Source organism: Thioalkalivibrio sp. ALE22 (assembly GCF_000381445.1).
Taxonomy (GTDB): domain Bacteria; phylum Pseudomonadota; class Gammaproteobacteria; order Ectothiorhodospirales; family Ectothiorhodospiraceae; genus Thioalkalivibrio.
Genome location: NZ_KB906501.1, coordinates 1 through 17,966 on the forward strand (window position 1 = coordinate 1; position 17,966 = coordinate 17,966).

15 protein-coding genes and 3 tRNA genes are annotated in these 17,966 nt (G+C 67.4%); 6 read left to right on the plus strand and 12 right to left on the minus strand.

The genetic code is table 11. The features are described from left to right. The 4 genes from tuf to F793_RS0103320 all read right to left on the minus strand — a co-directional run. The coding region (tuf, locus tag F793_RS0103305) for an elongation factor Tu (RefSeq protein WP_019592773.1) at window positions 1–836 on the minus strand (836 nt) is incomplete at its 3' end. A 66-nt stretch (window positions 837–902) separates the two neighbouring features. Further along, window positions 903–978: transfer RNA gene (locus tag F793_RS0103310), tRNA-Thr, on the minus strand. A gap of 75 nt (window positions 979–1,053) precedes the next feature. Then, window positions 1,054–1,127, minus strand: a tRNA-Gly gene (locus tag F793_RS0103315). Between the two features lie 56 nt (window positions 1,128–1,183). Beyond that, a tRNA-Tyr gene (locus F793_RS0103320) sits at window positions 1,184–1,268 on the minus strand. A gap of 216 nt (window positions 1,269–1,484) precedes the next feature. Between F793_RS0103320 and pilB the strand changes: the two genes are divergently transcribed. From pilB to zapD, 5 genes are read left to right on the plus strand one after another with little or no spacing between them, the layout of a single operon-like run. Next, window positions 1,485–3,200, plus strand: a complete 1,716-nt coding sequence (gene pilB / locus F793_RS0103325) for a type IV-A pilus assembly ATPase PilB (protein WP_018865668.1) — start codon at window positions 1,485–1,487, stop codon at window positions 3,198–3,200. A gap of 43 nt (window positions 3,201–3,243) precedes the next feature. Further along, the gene (locus F793_RS0103330; RefSeq protein ID WP_018865667.1) at window positions 3,244–4,455 is read left to right on the plus strand and encodes a type II secretion system F family protein; all 1,212 of its coding nucleotides are present in this window, start codon (window positions 3,244–3,246) and stop codon (window positions 4,453–4,455) included. Between the two features lie 3 nt (window positions 4,456–4,458). Then, window positions 4,459–5,322, plus strand: a complete 864-nt coding sequence (locus tag F793_RS0103335; RefSeq protein ID WP_018865666.1) for an A24 family peptidase — start codon at window positions 4,459–4,461, stop codon at window positions 5,320–5,322. Window positions 5,323–5,331: 9 nt separating this feature from the next. Then, window positions 5,332–5,976: a dephospho-CoA kinase gene (gene coaE / locus F793_RS0103340; RefSeq protein WP_018865665.1), complete on the plus strand. Its 645-nt coding sequence runs from the start codon at window positions 5,332–5,334 to the stop codon at window positions 5,974–5,976. A 56-nt stretch (window positions 5,977–6,032) separates the two neighbouring features. After that, window positions 6,033–6,803, plus strand: coding sequence for a cell division protein ZapD (gene zapD, locus F793_RS0103345; protein ID WP_018865664.1), 771 nt, complete (start codon window positions 6,033–6,035; stop codon window positions 6,801–6,803). 33 nt (window positions 6,804–6,836) lie between these two features. Here zapD and F793_RS0103350 read toward each other — a convergent pair whose 3' ends face one another. From F793_RS0103350 to F793_RS0103365, 4 genes are all read right to left on the minus strand, one after another. Beyond that, window positions 6,837–7,814, minus strand: a complete 978-nt coding sequence (locus F793_RS0103350) for a Nudix family hydrolase (protein ID WP_018882410.1) — start codon at window positions 7,812–7,814, stop codon at window positions 6,837–6,839. Then, window positions 7,795–9,006 carry a bifunctional glutamate N-acetyltransferase/amino-acid acetyltransferase ArgJ gene (argJ, locus tag F793_RS0103355; protein ID WP_026280876.1) on the minus strand — a complete coding sequence of 404 codons (1,212 nt, stop codon included), beginning with the start codon at window positions 9,004–9,006 and terminating at the stop codon, window positions 7,795–7,797. The genes F793_RS0103350 and argJ overlap by 20 nt, the downstream gene beginning before the upstream one ends. A 12-nt stretch (window positions 9,007–9,018) precedes the next feature. After that, window positions 9,019–11,817, minus strand: coding sequence for a preprotein translocase subunit SecA (gene secA / locus F793_RS0103360; RefSeq protein WP_018882412.1), 2,799 nt, complete (start codon window positions 11,815–11,817; stop codon window positions 9,019–9,021). 426 nt (window positions 11,818–12,243) lie between these two features. Beyond that, window positions 12,244–13,134, minus strand: a complete 891-nt coding sequence (locus F793_RS0103365) for a M23 family metallopeptidase (RefSeq protein ID WP_026279153.1) — start codon at window positions 13,132–13,134, stop codon at window positions 12,244–12,246. A gap of 45 nt (window positions 13,135–13,179) precedes the next feature. Here F793_RS0103365 and F793_RS0103370 point away from each other — a divergent pair, with 45 nt between their 5' ends. Continuing rightward, window positions 13,180–13,620: a DciA family protein gene (locus F793_RS0103370; RefSeq protein WP_018865659.1), complete on the plus strand. Its 441-nt coding sequence runs from the start codon at window positions 13,180–13,182 to the stop codon at window positions 13,618–13,620. Window positions 13,621–13,636: 16 nt separating this feature from the next. On the opposite strand, the gene lpxC is transcribed toward F793_RS0103370, so the two are convergent. The 4 genes from lpxC to F793_RS0103390 form a co-directional block, all read right to left on the minus strand. Continuing rightward, a complete protein-coding gene (gene lpxC / locus F793_RS0103375; protein ID WP_231366535.1) occupies window positions 13,637–14,557 on the minus strand; it encodes a UDP-3-O-acyl-N-acetylglucosamine deacetylase in 921 nt (306 codons plus the stop codon). Between the two features lie 124 nt (window positions 14,558–14,681). Then, window positions 14,682–15,839 (minus strand): cell division protein FtsZ, encoded by a 1,158-nt coding sequence (gene ftsZ, locus F793_RS0103380; RefSeq protein ID WP_017942791.1) that lies wholly within the window; start codon window positions 15,837–15,839, stop codon window positions 14,682–14,684. A gap of 97 nt (window positions 15,840–15,936) precedes the next feature. Continuing rightward, window positions 15,937–17,172 carry a cell division protein FtsA gene (gene ftsA, locus F793_RS0103385; protein WP_018865657.1) on the minus strand — a complete coding sequence of 412 codons (1,236 nt, stop codon included), beginning with the start codon at window positions 17,170–17,172 and terminating at the stop codon, window positions 15,937–15,939. Between the two features lie 23 nt (window positions 17,173–17,195). Further along, on the minus strand, window positions 17,196–17,918 hold the full coding sequence (locus tag F793_RS0103390) for a cell division protein FtsQ/DivIB (protein WP_026280317.1): 723 nt from the start codon (window positions 17,916–17,918) through the stop codon (window positions 17,196–17,198). Between the last annotated feature and the right edge of the window lie 48 nt (window positions 17,919–17,966).

Sequence of the window (17,966 nt, forward strand, 5' to 3'; positions counted from 1 at the left end):
ATACCGACGTTGTCGCCCGCCTCGCCCTGGTCCAGCAGCTTGCGGAACATCTCGACACCGGTGACGGTGGTCTTCTGGGTGTCGCGAATACCGACGATCTCGATTTCTTCGCCGACCTTCACCACGCCGCGCTCGACGCGACCGGTCACCACGGTGCCACGACCGGAGATCGAGAAGACATCTTCCACCGGCATCAGGAACGCGCCGTCCACGGCACGCTCGGGCTCCGGAATCCAGCTGTCCATCGCCTCCACCAGCTTGTAGATCGCCGGGGCGCCCACTTCGCTCTCGTCACCTTCCAGCGCCTTCAGCGCGGAACCGGTGATCACCGGGGTGTCGTCACCCGGGAAATCGTAGGAGGACAGCAGGTCGCGAACTTCCATCTCGACCAGCTCCAGCAGCTCCGGATCGTCGACCATGTCGGCCTTGTTCAGGAACACCACGATGTACGGCACACCCACCTGACGCGCCAGCAGAATGTGCTCGCGCGTCTGCGGCATCGGGCCATCGGCCGCCGACACCACCAGGATCGCGCCGTCCATCTGCGCCGCACCCGTGATCATGTTCTTCACATAGTCCGCGTGCCCGGGGCAGTCGACGTGCGCATAGTGGCGAATGTCGCTTTCGTATTCGACGTGCGCGGTCGCAATCGTGATCCCGCGCGCCTTCTCTTCCGGCGCATTGTCGATCTGGTCAAACGCACGGGCTTCGCTCCCGTACTTCTTACCCAGCACCGCCGTCATCGCCGCCGTCAGCGTCGTTTTCCCATGGTCCACATGACCAATCGTCCCCACATTCACATGCGGCTTCTTACGCTCGAACTTTTCCTTGGACATTTCTCGCTTCCCCGGATCGTGACGCTAAAACTCAACAGCGACGCAGGTTGTACGCTGACATTAATATGGAGCTCATGACCGGATTCGAACCGGTGACCTCTTCCTTACCAAGGAAGTGCTCTACCGACTGAGCTACATGAGCCGGATAACTCTATTGCTCTGGCTGCCAGGGCCTCGGCCGGGCCGCCCGCAAGGACGCACCACAACAGGCCAAACGTGGAGCGGGTGATGGGAATCGAACCCACATCATCAGCTTGGAAGGCTGAGGTTCTACCATTGAACTACACCCGCAGAACCCTGGCTTGCCTGACCACCGCCCACTATGGCCGCTGGCTTCAAAAACTCGATGGTGGAGGGAGGAGGATTCGAACCTCCGAAGGCTGAGCCAGCAGATTTACAGTCTGCCCCCGTTGACCGCTTGGGTATCCCTCCTCGATCAAGCCGCGTATTCTGAACCAGCGCGAAGCGCAGCGTCAAGCGCCTCGAGCATTCGCTTCCGGCCGCGGCGCAACAGCCTTGTCTTCTGCGGGGTTGATTCCTATGATCGGGGGCACAGCGGGGGGCGCCAGTGGTCCGCCAGGGCGTTTCCCTTCCGCCGCGGACGCACGTATTGTGTGGCCCATCACTGGTTTGTATACGCAGAGGCCCATGGCGAACACCACTACGGCACCGCGGCTCCCCGGGCTGGCCAAACGCCTGGTCGAGGCCGGCCTGATCGCGGAGGACATCGCCTCCCAGCTGGTCGAGGAGGCCCAGTCCCAGCAGACCCCCCTGATGACCCTGCTGGCCAGCAAGGGCCAGGTGGCGGAGGCCCGGCTCGCGGAGGCCGCCGCCGAGGAATTCGGGCTGCCGGTATTCGACCTCGCGACCTTCGAGCCGGAACTGCTGCCCAAGGATCATCTGAACGAGAAGCTGATCCAGAAGCATCACGCCCTCCCGCTGATGGTGCGCGGCAACCGGCTCTACATCGCCGTCTCCGACCCGACCAATCTTGGCGCCACCGACGAGTTCAAGTTCGCCACGGGCATGCCGGTGGAGGCCGTGCTGGTCGAGTCGCACAAGCTCGACCGCTTGATCGACAGCGCCCTGAGCGCCGCCTCGTCGCTGATGGACGACCTGGGGGACGACGGCCTCGACAGCCTGGCAATCGAATCGGGCGACGACGACAAGGACAGCTCGGACACCGCCGAAGGGGCGGACGATGCCCCGGTAGTGCGCTTCGTCAACAAGCTGTTGATGGACGCCATCAACCGCAAGGCCTCCGACATCCATCTCGAGCCCTTCGAGAAGGACTTCCGCGTGCGCTTTCGCATCGACGGCGTGCTGCACGAAGTGGCCCACCCGCCGAACTCCCTGGCACCGCGAATCACCGCGCGGGTCAAGGTGATGTCGCGCATGGACATCGCCGAACGCCGCGTACCCCAGGATGGACGGATCAAGCTGAAGCTGTCACGGACGCGGGCGATCGACTTTCGTGTCAGCACCCTGCCGACGCTGTACGGCGAGAAGATCGTGATGCGTATCCTCGACCCCAGCAGCGCGTCGATGGGGATCGACCAACTGGGCTACGAGGAACATCAGAAGGAAGCCTATCTGCAGGCGCTCAGCCGGCCCTACGGGATGATCCTGGTGACCGGCCCCACCGGGTCGGGCAAGACCGTATCCCTCTATACCGGCCTCGGCATCCTGAACACCGCGGACCGCAACATCTCCACCGCCGAAGACCCGTCGGAAATCAACATGCCCGGGGTCAACCAGGTCAACGTGAACCCGAAGGTCGGCCTGACCTTCGCCAGCGCCCTGCGCGCCTTCCTGCGCCAGGATCCGGACGTGATCATGGTCGGGGAGATCCGTGACCTCGAGACCGCGGAGATCGCGATCAAGGCCGCGCAGACCGGCCACTTGGTGCTCTCCACCCTGCATACCAACGACGCGCCACAGACGCTGACTCGCCTCGCCAACATGGGCGTGCCACCGTACAACATCGCGTCGTCGATCCTGCTGATCATCGCCCAGCGCCTCGCGCGGCGCCTGTGTCCGAACTGCAAGGAACCGGAACAGCTGCCGGAAGAGGTCCTGCGCAAGGAGGGCTTCACCGACGCCGATATCCAGGCCGGGGTGACTGCCTATCGCGCGGTGGGATGTGACCAGTGCACCAACGGCTACAAGGGCCGCCTCGGGATCTACCAGGTCATGCCCATCAGCGAGGAGATGCAGCGCGGCATCCTGGAGGGCTACAACTCCATGCAGCTGGCGGAACAGGCAGAAAAGGAAGGCATCGAGGACCTGCGCCGCGCCGGTCTGATGAAGGTAATGGCGGGGCTGACCAGCCTCGAGGAAGTCAATCGCGTGACCAAGGACTAGTGCCGCAAGGGGCACGGGTCACCAGCTACAGGGGGACAGGGGGATGGCCGACTCCGGGACGATCTACACCTGGGAAGGACTGAACAAGAACGGCGACCGGGTCAAGGGCGAGACCCCGGCCGACAATGAGGCCACCGCGCGCGCCGAACTGCGCAAGAACGGCATTAACGTCGTCAAGATCCGCAAGAAGCCGAAGTCGCTGTTCTCCGGCGGCAACAAGAAGATCGTGCCGGCGGATATCGCTTACTTCCTGCGGCAGATGACCACGATGCTGCAGTCCGGTGTACCTCTTGTGCAGGCGTTCGAGATCGTCGGCCGCGGGAACGAGAAACCCGCGATGCGCGACCTCGTTCTGAAACTGAAAGCGGACGTGGAAGGCGGCGAGACCTTTGCCAAGGCCCTGTCCAAGCACCCGCGTCACTTCGACGACCTGGTCACCAACCTCGTCGAGGCGGGCGAGCAGGCGGGGACGCTCGAGACCCTGCTGGACAAGATCGCCACCTACAAGGAAAAGACCGAGGCCCTGAAGGCCAAGATCAAGAAGGCCCTGTTCTACCCCGCCGCGGTCGTCGTGGTGGCCATCGTGGTCACCGCGATCCTGCTGATCTACGTGGTCCCGCAGTTCGAGGCCCTGTTCCAGGGCTTCGGTGCCGACCTGCCGGTGTTCACACGGATGGTGGTGGACCTCTCGGAGTTCACCCAGAGCTGGTGGTGGGCGATCCTCGGGGTCATGGTGGCGATCGGCTTCGTCTTCGTGCAGGCCAAGCGGCGCTCGCCACGTTTCGCCCGCTTCCTCGACATCATCATCCTCAAGGCCCCGGCCTTCGGGCCGATCCTGCGCAAGGCCGCGATCGCGCGCTTCGCCCGCACGCTGTCGACCATGTTCTCCGCAGGGGTCCCGCTGGTGGATGCCCTGACCTCGGTCTCCGGCGCCACCGGCAACGCGGTCTACCGCGAGGCGACCCTGCGCATGCGCGACGAGACCGAGGCAGGCGGGCAGTTGCAATGGTCGATGCGCAATACCGGCGTGTTCCCCAACATGGTGGTGCAGATGGTCGCGATCGGCGAGGAATCCGGCTCACTGGACTCCATGCTGGCCAAGGTCGCGGACTTCTACGAGGACGAGGTCGACAACGCCGTCGACAGCCTGTCCAGCCTGCTGGAACCGCTGATCATGGTGGTTCTGGGCGTGCTGGTCGGCGGTCTGGTCATCGCCATGTACCTGCCCATCTTCCAGATGGGTCAGGTGATCTAGGGGATGCTGGCCGAGACCGGTGCGCAACTGGGCGCGTGGGCCCTGCCGATCGCCGGGGTCTTCGGGCTGCTGATCGGCAGTTTCCTGAACGTGGTCATCGCGCGCCTGCCGGTGATGCTGGAACGCGACTGGGAACGCGAGGCCCGCGCCATCCTCGAGCACGAACCGCCGGGCGCAGAGGAGCGCTTCGACCTCGTGCGCCCGCGCTCGCGCTGCCCGCAATGCCAACGCCCCATCCGGGCGCTGGAGAACGTGCCCCTCCTCAGCTATCTGCTTCTGCGCGGGCGCTGCCCTGGCTGCGGCACCCGCATCAGCTGGCAGTATCCCGCGGTCGAGGCCCTCACCGCGCTGCTGTTCATCGTGACGATCTGGCACCTGGGGCCGAACGCCACAGGCCTCCTGGCCCTGGTGTTCACCGGCGTGCTGATTGCGGCGGCCGGCATCGACGCCCGCACCACCCTGCTCCCGGACCAGCTGACCCTGCCCCTGCTGTGGCTGGGCCTGCTGGTCAACATCCCGGGGACCTTCACCGACCTGCAGTCGGCGGTCATTGGCGCCGTCGCCGGCTACCTGGTGCTGTGGCTGATCTTCCATGGCTTCCGCCTGCTGACCGGCAAGGAGGGCATGGGCTTCGGGGACTTCAAGCTGCTGGCCGCGCTGGGCGCCTGGCTGGGCTGGCAGGCCCTGCCGGTCATCCTGCTGCTGGCCTCGCTGGTCGGCGCCGTAGTCGGGATTGCGTTGATCCTGCTGCGCGGCCGGGATCGCAATATCCCGATCCCGTTCGGCCCCTATCTCGCCGCCGCCGGCTGGCTCGCGCTGATCTGGGGAGACGAGCTGCTGGCCCTCTACTTCCCCCAGGGATTCTAGGCGACGGGCATGCTGCGGGTCGGACTCACCGGGGGGATCGGCTGCGGCAAGAGCCGGGTCGCGGGGTTGTTCGCCAGCCTCGGCGTGCCGGTGCTGGATGCCGACGCCATCAACCGCGAGCTGCAGACACCGGGACACGACCTCTACGCTGCCATCGTGAACCGCTTCGGGCCCGGCGTCCTGGATGCCCGCGGGCACCTGGACCGCGGCGCCCTGCGCAGCCGGATCTTTGCCGACCCGGGGGAGCGCCAGGCGCTGGAGGCCCTGGTCCACCCCGCGGTGGAGGCCCGCATCGAGGAAGACCTCGCCGCGCTGCCATCCGACACGCCCTACGCCCTGATCGTGGTTCCACTGCTGTTCGAGGCCGGCTGGGAGAACCGCTTCGACCATGTGATCGTGGTCCACTGCGAGCCCCACGAGCAGATCGCCCGCGTCACCCAGCGTGACGGCCGCAGCAGCGCCGAGGTGGAGGCCATCCTGGCGGCCCAGATGAATCCCGAGGAGCGCCGCCTGCGCGGGGACAGCGAAATCCGCAATCGCGAAGCCACAACGGAGGCCGACTTGGCGAACCAGGTAGCAGAACGCGACGCCGCCCTGCGCGAGCTGTCCGCCACGACCGCCTCCCGGGTGGAAATCCGCCCCCCGAATACCTGATACTGCCGGGATTCCCGGGCCATGCACCTTCAGCCCTCCTGCCGAACAGGCACGCCGTGAGCCAGACCCTGACCTTCGAACAACCGCTGCATGAACGCGTGCGCCTCCTGCTGCGACTGGAGGCCCTGAACGCGCGCTTCGCCGACGCACTGGAGTCGGGGCGGCCGTTCGACCACCACGAGGCCCTGGTCTCCCTGGTCGATATCTACGCGCTGGTGACCCGCGTCGACATCAAACGCGAGCTGATGGGCGAGATCGAACGCCAGACGGTCAACCTGAACCGCCTGGCCAACCAGCCGGGCGTGGATGCCGAGCGCTTCCGCGAAACCATGGACACGCAGAAGCGGCTCCATGATGCGCTGGAGGAACAGGCCGGCGCCCTCGATCACCGCGTGCGCGGCAGCGAGTTCTTCTCCAGCGTACGCCAGCGCATGGCCCTGCCGGGCGGCGCCTTCGACTTCGACCTGCCGATCTACCACTACTGGCTCGCACAGCCAAGCCAGGCGCGCAGCGAACTCCTGCTGGAGTGGTTCGAGCCGCTCAATACCGTCGCCGAGGCGACCGCCCAGGTGCTGCGCTACATGCGCCGCTCGGGCCACGCGGAGCCGGTCACAGCGGAGGAGGGCTACTTCGAGCGCAGCCTGGACACCAGCCATGCCTGGCAGCTGATCCGGGTGACCGTCGACCCCACCCTCGGGGTCTATCCGGAGATCAGCGGCGGACGCCAGCGCTTTACCGTGCGCTTCTTCGCCCCGGGCGACTTCCGCGAGCGCCCGGTTCCGGCCAGTCGCGACGTCCCCTTCCAGCTCTGCTGCTGCGCGATCTGACACCGTGACCGGGCTCGTTGCCCGGCGACGGGATCAACCGTCCAGCAGCCCGCGAATGCCGGCAATCCCCTGCGCTCCCGCCCGGCGCGCCTGGGCCAGGTGCCCCGGGGTCATGCCTCCCAGCGCATAAACCGGTACGCCCGCACCGGCCGTCCAGGCAGTGAAGCGCTCCCAGCCCAGCACCTCGGCCCCGGGGTGGGTGGCGGTCACCTCCACCGGCCCGAGGACCACGAAATCCAGCCCCAGCGCGGCGACCCGCGCGAGCCCGGCCCGGTCATGCACCGACGCGCCGATCCAGCCACCCCGGTCCGGACGCGTCTCCAGTTCGCGCCAGCGCCGCTCCGGCAGATGCAGCCCCACCTCCGGGAACCCGGTCAGCCAGTCCGCCGGGGCGTTGGCCAGCACCGGGATACCCAGCGCGCCGGCGGGCCCGGCGATGGCCGCGAGGAAGTCGCGATAGGCCGACGCGTCCAGCGCCGGCGCCCGAACCTGGACCATGCCGGCCCGGCCCGCGCGCAGGGCCCGGACCACGCGCTCCGCGATCGCGTCGGCCTGGCCCGCATCGTCCGGGGACGGGGTGATCAGATAGCGCTCGGGGAGCCGCAGCGCGTTGAGCATCGCGCGGTTGGCCGCCGGGAAATCCGCCGGGTCGAGGGTGTCCGGGCGCAGCCACGCCATGGTCTGGCCCTCGCGCGGCGCGGGTTCGCCGGACCACGTGCTCACGCGAAACACGTGCAGGCGCACGGCGCGCTCCGAATAGCGGTGATCAATGGTCAGGCACTGAACCGCAGCGCCGACCCGGACGCCCAGTTCCTCATCCAGCTCGCGGGCCAGGGCCGTGGCCGGCGATTCCCCCGCGGCCACCTTGCCCCCGGGGAATTCCCGAAACCCGGCCAGATGCTGCCCGCGAGTACGGCGGGTTACGAGTACGCGGCCCCGGGCATCCAGGATCAGCCCGATCGCGACCTCGACCGGCCGGGAGACAACCGGCTCAGGACCGGTATTCGGCATTGATGCGCACGTACTCGTGGGAGAAGTCGCAGGTGTACTTGCGCGCGCCCGCGCGGCCCCGGCCGAGGTCGATGCGCACATGAATCTCGTCCGCGCCGAAGGCCCGCTGGCCATCGGCCTCTGCATAGGCCGGGGCCCGGCCACCGTCGCGAACGATCTCCACGTCATTCACGTGGATCGCGACCCGGTCGATCGCCAGGTCCGGCACACCGGCGCGCCCCACCGCCGCCAGGATCCGGCCCCAGTTGGGGTCCGAGGCGAACAACGCGGTCTTCACCAGCGGGGACAGCGCGACCGTCTCGGCCACCTGCGCCGCTTCTTCGCGCTCCCGCGCCCCGGTCACCTCCACGGTGACGAACTTGGTCGCGCCCTCGCCATCGCGCACGATCGCCTGGGCCAACTCCAGACAGACCGCCGCCAGCGCGGCGAGAAACGCCTCCCGATCCGCCGGCGTGGCGAGCCCGGCGCCGCTGGCGCCACTGGCCATCGCCACGACCGCATCGTTGGTCGAGGTATCGCCGTCCACCGTGATCGCATTGAAGCTGTCGCGGTTGGCCACGCGCAGCAGGCCCTCGAGCTCGGCGGCGTCGATGGCGAGATCGGTCCCGATGAAGGCCAGCATGGTCGCCATGTCCGGGTGGATCATGCCGGAACCCTTGGCGATGCCCGTCAGGGTCACTTCGCCCTGCGACAGGGAGACGCGGCGGCTGCAGCCCTTGAGCACGGTATCGGTGGTCATGATCGCGCGCCCGGCCTGCATCCAGGTATTGGGCGCCAACCCGGCGTACAGGACCGGCAGGGCCGCGACGATCCGCTCGACCGGCAGCGGCTCCCCGATCACGCCGGTGGAAAACGGCAGGACCGCATCCTCGACGGTCCCGGTAAGGCCGGCCACCGCCTCGCAGGAGGCGCGCGCGGCGGCCAGCCCGGGCTCGCCCGTACCGGCATTGGCGTTGCCGGCATTGATCAGCAGCCAGCGAGCGTGCCCCCGCGCCTGGTGCTCGGCGGCCACCACCACGGGCGCCGCGCGGAAGGCATTGGTGGTGTAGAGCGCGGCGATGGTCGCTTCCGGGCCGGCGTCGATCAGGACCAGATCGTCACGCCCGGCGTAACGGATGCCGGCTGCGGTCGCGGCCAGGCGGATGCCCGGCACGGGATGAAGGACCTCCGGGGCGATCAATCCAACGGCCATTGCGTACGCCCCCTAAAGCTTGCCGTGGCAGTGCTTGAACTTCTTGCCCGAACCGCACCAGCAAGGCTCGTTGCGTCCCAGCTTGGGCTCCTCGCGACGATAGGGGGCCTCGCCACTGGCGACCGGCTCGCGGCCCTCCGCCTCGCCTTCGGCATCGGGCTTCAGGGCGCTGTCGGGGTTCTGGTGCTGGAACTGCAGGTCGTCCTCGGCCGGCGCGGCCTTCTTCGGCTGTAGCGCCTCGACCTCCTCCGGCGACCGCAGCTGCATGCGCAGCAGGAACTTCACGACATCGTGCTTGATGCGTTCCAGAAGGGACTGGAACATGGCAAAGGCTTCCTTCTTGTACTCCTGCTTCGGGTTGCGCTGAGCGTAGCCGCGCAGCCCGATGCCCTGGCGCAGGTAGTCCATCGCGGCCAGGTGTTCCTTCCACTGGCTGTCCAGGACCTGCAGCATCACGTCACGCTGCAGCCGGTTCATGGTCTCGTCGCCCAGCTGCTCGCGCTTGCCGGCCAGCATCTCGCGGGCATGCCCCACGATGCGTTCGCGCAGCGGCTCCTCGTGGAGGTCGTCCTCGTCGTCCAGCCACTGCTGCACCGGCAGGTCCAGCCCGAACTCGCCGTTGAGGGCCTGCTGCAGACCCTCGACTTCCCACTCGTCCTCGATCGAGCCCGGCGGGATGTACTGGCTGATCTGGGCGTTGACCACGTCCTCGACCAGGGTGTCGATGGTGTCGCTGATGTCTTCGGTGGTCAGTAGTTCGGCGCGCTGGTCATAGATCACCCGGCGCTGGTCGTTGGCCACGTCGTCGTATTCCAGCAGCTGCTTGCGGATATCGAAGTTGTGGGCCTCGACCTTGCGCTGGGCGTTCTCGATGGCGCGGGAGACCCAGGCGTTCTCGATCGCCTCGCCCTCCTTCATGCCCAGGCGCTGCATCAGCCCGCGCACGCGCTCGGAGGCGAACACCCGCATCAGGTTGTCTTCCAGCGACAGGAAGAAACGGCTGGAGCCCGGGTCACCCTGACGCCCGGAGCGCCCGCGCAGCTGGTTGTCGATGCGCCGCGACTCGTGGCGCTCGGAGCCGATGATGTGCAGACCGCCGGACTCGAGCACGGCATCATGGCGCTGCTGCCAGTCGGCCCGGATGGCCTCCTGCCGGGCCGTGTCCTCCGGATCCACCTCGGCCAGTTCGGCATCCAGCGAGCCGCCCAGGACGATGTCGGTGCCGCGCCCGGCCATGTTGGTCGCCAGGGTCACGGCTTTGGGACGGCCGGCCTGGGCAATGATCGAGGCCTCGCGCTCGTGCTGCTTGGCGTTCAGGACCTCGAAGGCGATGCCGGTCTTTTTGAGGGCCTGGGCCAGGCGTTCGGAGCTCTCGACGGAGGCGGTCCCGACCAGCACCGGCTGGCCGCGATCCACGCACCACTGGATCTCCTTGATGATGGCGGTGTATTTCTCTTCCTGGGTCAGGAACACCAGGTCCTGCATGTCGTCGCGCACCAGCGGTTTGTTGCCGGGGATCACGACCACTTCCAGGTCATAGATGGTCTTGAACTCGTAGGCCTCGGTATCCGCGGTACCGGTCATGCCGGCGAGTTTGTCGTACAGCCGGAAGTAGTTCTGGAAGGTGATCGAGGCGAGCGTCTGATTCTCGCGCTGGATCGGCACGCCTTCCTTCGCCTCGATGGCCTGGTGCAGCCCCTCGGACCAGCGCCGCCCGGCCATGATGCGTCCGGTGAACTCGTCGATGATCTGGACCTTGTCGTCGCGCACCAGATAGTCGACGTCGCGATGGAACAGGGCGTGCGCGCGCAGGGCCGCGTTCAGGTGATGCAGGACCGCGATGCTCGCGGAGTCGTACAGGGTCTGGTGTTCTTCCAGCAGACCCGCCTGGCGCAGCAGTTCCTCGGCCTTCTCGTGACCCTCTTCGCTGAGGAAGACCTGTTTGGCCTTCTCGTCGACAAAGTAGTCGCCCTCGCTCTCCTCGTCTTCCTGACGAGTGAGCTGCGGCGGGATGGTGTTCAGCCGCTCGTAGAGCTCCGAGCTGTCGCCGCTGGGGCCGGAGATGATCAACGGGGTGCGCGCCTCGTCGATCAGGATCGAGTCGACCTCGTCCACCACCGCGAAGTTGAGTGCCCGCTGCACCCGCTGGTCGGCCGAGAAGGCCATGTTGTCGCGCAGGTAATCGAAGCCGAACTCGTTGTTGGTCCCGTAGGTGATGTCCGCCGCGTAGGCCTCCCGACGGGTGACCGGGCGCAGGTGCTCGAACCCGCCCTCCTCGGCGTGATAATCCGGATCGAAGAGATAGGAGGCGGAGTCCACGCCCAGGCCGCCGGAGCTGTTGACCACGCCCACCGAGAGCCCCAGCGCGTGATAGAGCCGCCCCATCCAGGCGGCATCGCGCCGGGCCAGGTAGTCGTTCACCGTGACCACGTGCACCCCGTCGCCGGTCAGTGCGTTGAGATAGGCCGGCAGGGTCGCGACCAGGGTCTTCCCCTCGCCGGTACGCATCTCGGCAATGCGGCCGTCGTTCAGGACCATGCCGCCGATCAACTGCACGTCGAAATGGCGCAGGCCCATCACCTGCGCGCTCATCGCGCGGCACACGGCAAAGGCTTCCGGCAGGAGCTTCTCCAGGTCCTCGCCCTCGCCCAGGCGGCGCTGGAATTCCCGGGTCTTGTGGCGCAGCTCGTCCCGCGACAGCGCCTCGGTGGAGTCGGCCAGGGCATTGATGCGTTCCACCGCGCGGGTATAGCGCTTGAGGATGCGATCGTTGCGACTACCGAAGATCTTCTGAACGAGCTGCTTGACCATGGGGATCCGTAAGGGTTGGCTGAAACCCGCCTAGGATAAACGATCCGCCGGGGAAACGCTGTGCCGGGAAAACGGCTTTCCGGGAGGCCACCGACGCCGAATCCCGCGCCGCGCAGCCACTAGGGAGACGCTGATTGAATCGCACGTCCGCGTTGGTGCCCCCTGTTTTCCGAGACAAGGCGCGTCGTGCAGCGGGTAGTGGTTCTACCCGCAAGGGGCGCAACGCAGGGTCGGGGAATGGGGGGCACCAACCCCGCAAGCGATTGAATGCAGGGGCTCGGGCGCCCGTTGCTGATCAAAAACGGGCGCGCGCACGGCGTTGCGGTTCCCTTGTGCAGAGTGACTGCACGGCAGTCACCGCGCTTTGTTCGCACGCAAAAGCGACTCGAGCGCGGACGTGCGATTCGATCAGCGTCTCCCTAGGTGTCAGTCCCGATCGGGAAGGAAGTTGTAGGGGTTGAGGGCCTTGCCGGCATCCACCACCTCGTAGTGCAGGTGGGTGTCGGTCGCGCGGCCGGTGCGGCCCATGGTCGCGATCACCTGGCCGGCCTCCACGCGCTCGCCAGCCTCGACCAGGATCTCCGCATTGTGGGCGTAGCGCGTGTTCAGGCCGCCGCCGTGGGCGATCTCGACCAGGTTACCGAAGCTGCTGCGCCGCCCCGCGAACACCACCAGACCGCCACCGGCCGCGCGGATCTCGGAGCCGGGCCGACCGGCAAAGTCCATCCCTGAGTGGAACCGCCGATTGCCGGTGAACGGATCCTCGCGGTAGCCAAACGCCGAGCTGATCCAGGCATCATCCTCGACCGGACGAAGCCGCGGCGACAGGGCCTCGCGCGAGGCATCCAGGCGCAGCTCGGAGCCCACGAGGTCCACCGCGGCGCTGTGCCGACCCAGCAGGTGCTCCAGCGCCAGCAGGCGGTCGTGCACCTCCAGCGGTGAATCCGGTCCTTCCAGCAGGGGTCCGCCCTGGCCCCCGGTCTCCGGCGCCAGATCGGCCACGTCCAGTCCCAGGGAGTCGCCCACCGACCGGATGCGCAGATCCACACGCGACAACTGGCGTTCCAGCGCCACGACCCGTTCGACCAGATGATTCAGGCCCTCGCGAGCGGCTTCGCGCTCCACCGTCTCGACGGCCACGGGATCCAGGGTATTGGTCACCGGAATCCGGACCACCTCGCGCTGGCTCTGGCCGACCAGATAGGCCGCCACCACCGCGGCCGCCATCAGCAGCACCAGCACGCCCCCCGACACGGCCATCGCCCACAGGGGCAGGCGTGCACAAAGGCCGTCCGGACGTAGTACGATCAACTGCATGCGAATCCTCTTGTTCTCTCCGCCTCGCGCGACCGGGTTGCCGGGATGACACCGCAGCGGATCACCCGCTTCATCGCCCGCGACTGGTCCGCGCACTCCGGCCGCGACCGCGGCGTGGAGCGCGCCCTCGAGGGCCTCGCCGGCAATGCGCTGAAGGCGCGGCGACTGGCGTTCACCCTGCGCGAGGACACCCTGGTCGCGATCTGCGCGGACCGCGGCCTGGCGACCGAGCTGCGCTTCCAGCAACGCGAACTGCTCAAGACCCTGCGTGCCGCGGGCTTCGAGGGCATCGAGCAGATGCGCATCCGGCTGTCCCGGGTGCCCCGCCCTGCCGAACCGGCCGCGCGGCTGGAACGGCGCGAGATCCCGGAAGCGGCCCGGCAGATCCTCGCCGACACCGCCTCCCGCATTGAGGATCCCGAACTGGCCGGTGCGCTGGAACGGCTCGCCCGCGCGGCGCGCCCGTCCGCGCCGAAGCCGGACTGAATCGGCGCCGCGGTATTCAGCCCGCCGGCGTCGGTGCCAGCTGGCCGAAGGAGATCGGCAGGCGCTCGTTCGGGTCCTCGAAGGTGACCTTTTCCCAGGCCGTCTCGTCGGCCGCGAGTTGGCGGATCAGCTGATTATTCAGTGCATGCCCGGACTTGTGCCCGGTGAAGGCGCCGATCAGGCTGTGGCCGAGCAGGTACAGGTCCCCGACCACGTCGAGGATCTTGTGCTTGACCAGCTCGTTGTCGTAGCGCAGACCGTTCTCGTTCAGGATCTTGTAGTCATCGAGCACCACGGCATTGTCCAAGCTGCCGCCCAGCGCCAGCTGGTTGGCCCGCAGGGCCTCGATGTCGCGCATGAACCCGAAGGTTCGGGCACGCGAGACCTCCTTCACGAAGGAGGTGGACGAGAAATCCAGCTCGGCGCGCTGGCTCCCGTCGGTGAACATCGGGTGTTCGAAGTCGATGCAGAAACCGACCTTGAACCCCTCGTAGGGATCGAAGCGCACCCATTTGTCGCCCTCGCGGACTTCCACGCTGCGCTTGACCCGAATGAATTCCTTGGGTGCGTCCTGCTCTTTCAGCCCGGCGGACTGCAGCAGAAACACGAAGGGACCGGCACTGCCGTCCATGATGGGCACCTCGGCGGCGCTCACGTCGACGTGCAGGTTGTCGATGCCCAGTCCGGCTATGGCCGAGAGCAGATGCTCTACGGTCGAGACCCGGACATCGCCATTGACCAGCGTGGTCGAAAGCCGCGTGTCGCCGACATTGTCGGCACAGGCGCGAATCTCCACGGACGGATCAAGATCGCAGCGATGGAACACAATCCCGGTGTTCACCGGGGCCGGCCGCAGGGTCAGCACCACCTTTTCTCCGGTATGCAGTCCTACCCCGGTCGCCCGAATGCTGTTCTTGAGCGTTCTTTGCCTGATCAACGAATTGAGCCTCTCTCTTTCAGGAGAGCGCATAAGGGGAGCCCGGGCCCTCCCGGGCTCCTCATGCACACAACGATTGCCGCATTATTGCAGGATTCCGCTCGTCCTGCATGTGCCGGCGCTCTCAGTCCGCCTGCTTGCGCAGAAAGGCCGGAATATCCAGCACATCAATGCCTTGCTGCTGGTTGTAGTCCACCGCCAGGTTGTCGCCACCACGGCGCTTGACGGTCGGCTGATCGAGGTCGACTTCGACGTCGGAACCGACGGCCTTCTTCGGCTGGGCATCAACCACCCGCACCTGCGGACGTTCGGACTGCGAAGCCGGGGCCCCCAGGCCGGTCGCCACCAGGGTGACCCGCAGCTCGTCGGTCATCTCGGGGTCGATCACCGTCCCGACGACGACGTTGGCGTCTTCCGAGGCCAGGGCCTTCACCGCCTCCCCGACTTCCTCGAACTCGCCGATACCGACATCCATGCCGCCGGTCACGTTCACCAGGATGCCGCGCGCGCCGGAGATATCGATGTCCTCCAGCAACGGGCTGGCGATCGCGGCTTCGGCCGCCTCGCGGGCACGGTCCTCGCCGGAACCGGAGCCGGTCCCCATCATCGCCATACCCATCTCGCGCATCACGTTGCGCACGTCGGCGAAGTCGACGTTGATCAGGCCCGGGCGGGTGATCAGCTCGGCAATGCCCTGCACCGCGCCGAACAGCACGTCATTGGCGGCCTTGAAGGCGTCCAGCAGCGTGGTGTTCTTGCCCAGCACCGTCAGCAGCTTCTCGTTGGGGATGGTGATCAGCGAGTCGACCTGCTCGGTCAGGGCCTTGATCCCGGACATGGCCACCTGCATGCGGCGCTTGCCCTCGAACGGGAACGGCTTGGTGACCACCGCCACGGTCAGGATGTTCATCTCCTTGGCGATCTGCGCCACCACCGGCGCGGCCCCGGTACCCGTACCACCGCCCATGCCGGCGGTAATGAAGACCATGTCCGCGCCCTGCAGCAGGTCCTGGATGCGCTCGCGATCCTCCAGCGCAGCCTCGCGGCCCACGGAGGGATCCGCCCCGGCCCCCAGGCCCTTGGTGATGTCGCCACCCAGTTGCAGCAGCGTCTTGGAATCCAGGCTTTTCAGGGCCTGGGCATCGGTATTGGCGCAGATGAAGTCCACGCCCTCCAGTTGCGAGTTGACCATGTGCTGCACGGCGTTGCCGCCGCCGCCCCCGACGCCGACGACCTTAATCGTCGCGTTCTGGCTATAGGTATCCATCAGTTCGAACGTCATGATTGCGTCCTCTCGTTGCGTGTGTACAGGTACTTCTGTTGGCCTGCGTCATGGCCGGAGAGCGGTCCGACCCCCAAAGATTCCGGTGTCCCGATCATCAGAACTGCCCGGAAAACCAGCGCTTCATGCGCGCCCATACGCCCTGGAACCCGCTGCTCACGGGCCGGGCCTCCTGCTCCGCACGCGACTCGCGGGCGTAGAGCAGCAGCCCCACTCCCGTCGCGTGGATCGGATTCTTCACCACATCCAGGAGCCCGGTGACGCGTTGCGGCACCCCCAGGCGTACGGGCATGTGGAAGACCTCTTCGGCGAGATCCACCACACCTTCCATTCGAGACGATCCGCCGGTCAGCACGACCCCGGCGGCGATCATTTCCTCGGTGCCGCTGCGGCGCAGCTCCGCCTGCACCAGCTGCAGCAGTTCCTCGTAGCGCGGCTCGACCACGGAGGCGAGCGTCTGGCGCGACAGCCGGCGCGCGGCCCGATCGCCCACCCCGGGCACCTCGATGCTCTCGCCCGGGTCGGCCAGCGAGCGCAGCGCGCAGGCGTACTTGATCTTGAGTTCGTCGGCGTACTGGGTCGGCGTGCGCAGGGCGACCGCGATGTCGTTGGTCACCTGATCCCCGGCAATCGGGATCACCGCGGTGTGCATGATCGCGCCATGGGCAAACACCGCGATGTCGGTGGTGCCACCGCCGATGTCCACCAGGCAGACACCCAGGTCCTTCTCGTCCTCGCTGAGCACCGAATAGCTGGAGGCAAGCTGTTCCAGGATGATGTCGTCCACCCGCAGCCCGCAGCGCTCCACGCACTTGACGATGTTCTGCGCCGCGGACACCGCGCCGGTGACCAGGTGCACCTTGGCCTCCAGCCGCACGCCGGACATCCCGATCGGCTCGCGGATGCCCTCTTGCTCGTCGATGATGTATTCCTGCGGCAGCACGTGGAGGATGCGCTGGTCGGCCGGGATCGCGATCGCGCGCGCGGCGTCGATCACCCGGTCGACGTCGCCGGCGACCACCTCGCCGTCCTTGATCGCCACCACGCCGGTGGAGTTGTAGCTCTTGATGTGGGAGCCGGCGATCCCGGTGTAGACCGAGTGGATCTCGCAGCCGGCCATCAGCTCGGCCTCCTCGACCGCGCGCTGGATCGACTGGACGGTGGACTCGATGTTCACCACCACACCCTTCTTCAGCCCGCGCGAAGGGGAGGACCCGATCCCGATGATCTCGATCTCGCCTTCCTCGGTCAGCTCCCCGACCACCGCCTCGATCTTCGAGGTCCCGACGTCCAGGCCGACGATCAGACCGGGTTCCGACTTCTTTGCCATCATCTTTCTGCGTCCTGTCGTTCGTGTCATCGGGCGTCTCCCGCACCGTCATCCGCCGCATCCGCCCAGGCCACCGCGAGCCCGTGCGGATAGCGCAGGTCGATCCGTTCCACCGGGGCATCGCGATAGTCGCGAATCGCCGGCACCGCGCGGACCAGCTGACCCAGGCGGCTCAGATCGGCATCCCGCCCCATCAGCACGCGCACGCCGTCCGCCAGGTGGATGCTCCAGTCATGGCGCGCCCCTTCCTGCAGCCCGGTGACCTCCAGCCCGGCATCGGCCAGGCGCGCGGAGACCTCCAGGTAGCGATGCATCAGCACCACCTGCCGCCCATCCGTCCCTGCGAGGGCCGGCAGCCCCTCCCAGTCATCCAGCGCCACCGGCCCGAACAGCCGGCCGTGGCGGTCGACCAGGTGGTCGTCGCCCCATTGCGCCACCGGCACCGGCTCGCGGATCTCGACCACCAGCGTGTCCGGCCACTGGCGGCGCAGGCGCACCGTGTCCACCCAGGGCTGGGCCTCCAGCGCCGTGCGCAGGCGCTCCAGCTCGACCCCGACAAAGCCCGATGCATGGGCGCGGGCCAGCTCCTGCACGGCCGCGACATCCGCGTGCTGCGGGTTGCCGGTCACCTCGATGCGCTCGATCGGCAGCCAGGCATCCGGGTCGAACTGCAGCCAGGCCAGCGCGCCCAGCACCAGCATCCCGGCAAGGCCCATGCCGGCCATCAGGCGCAGCCCCGGGCCGGCCAGGCGGCGCAAGGGCGACGGCCCCTGCGACTGCGGCCGGCGCGCGGGTCG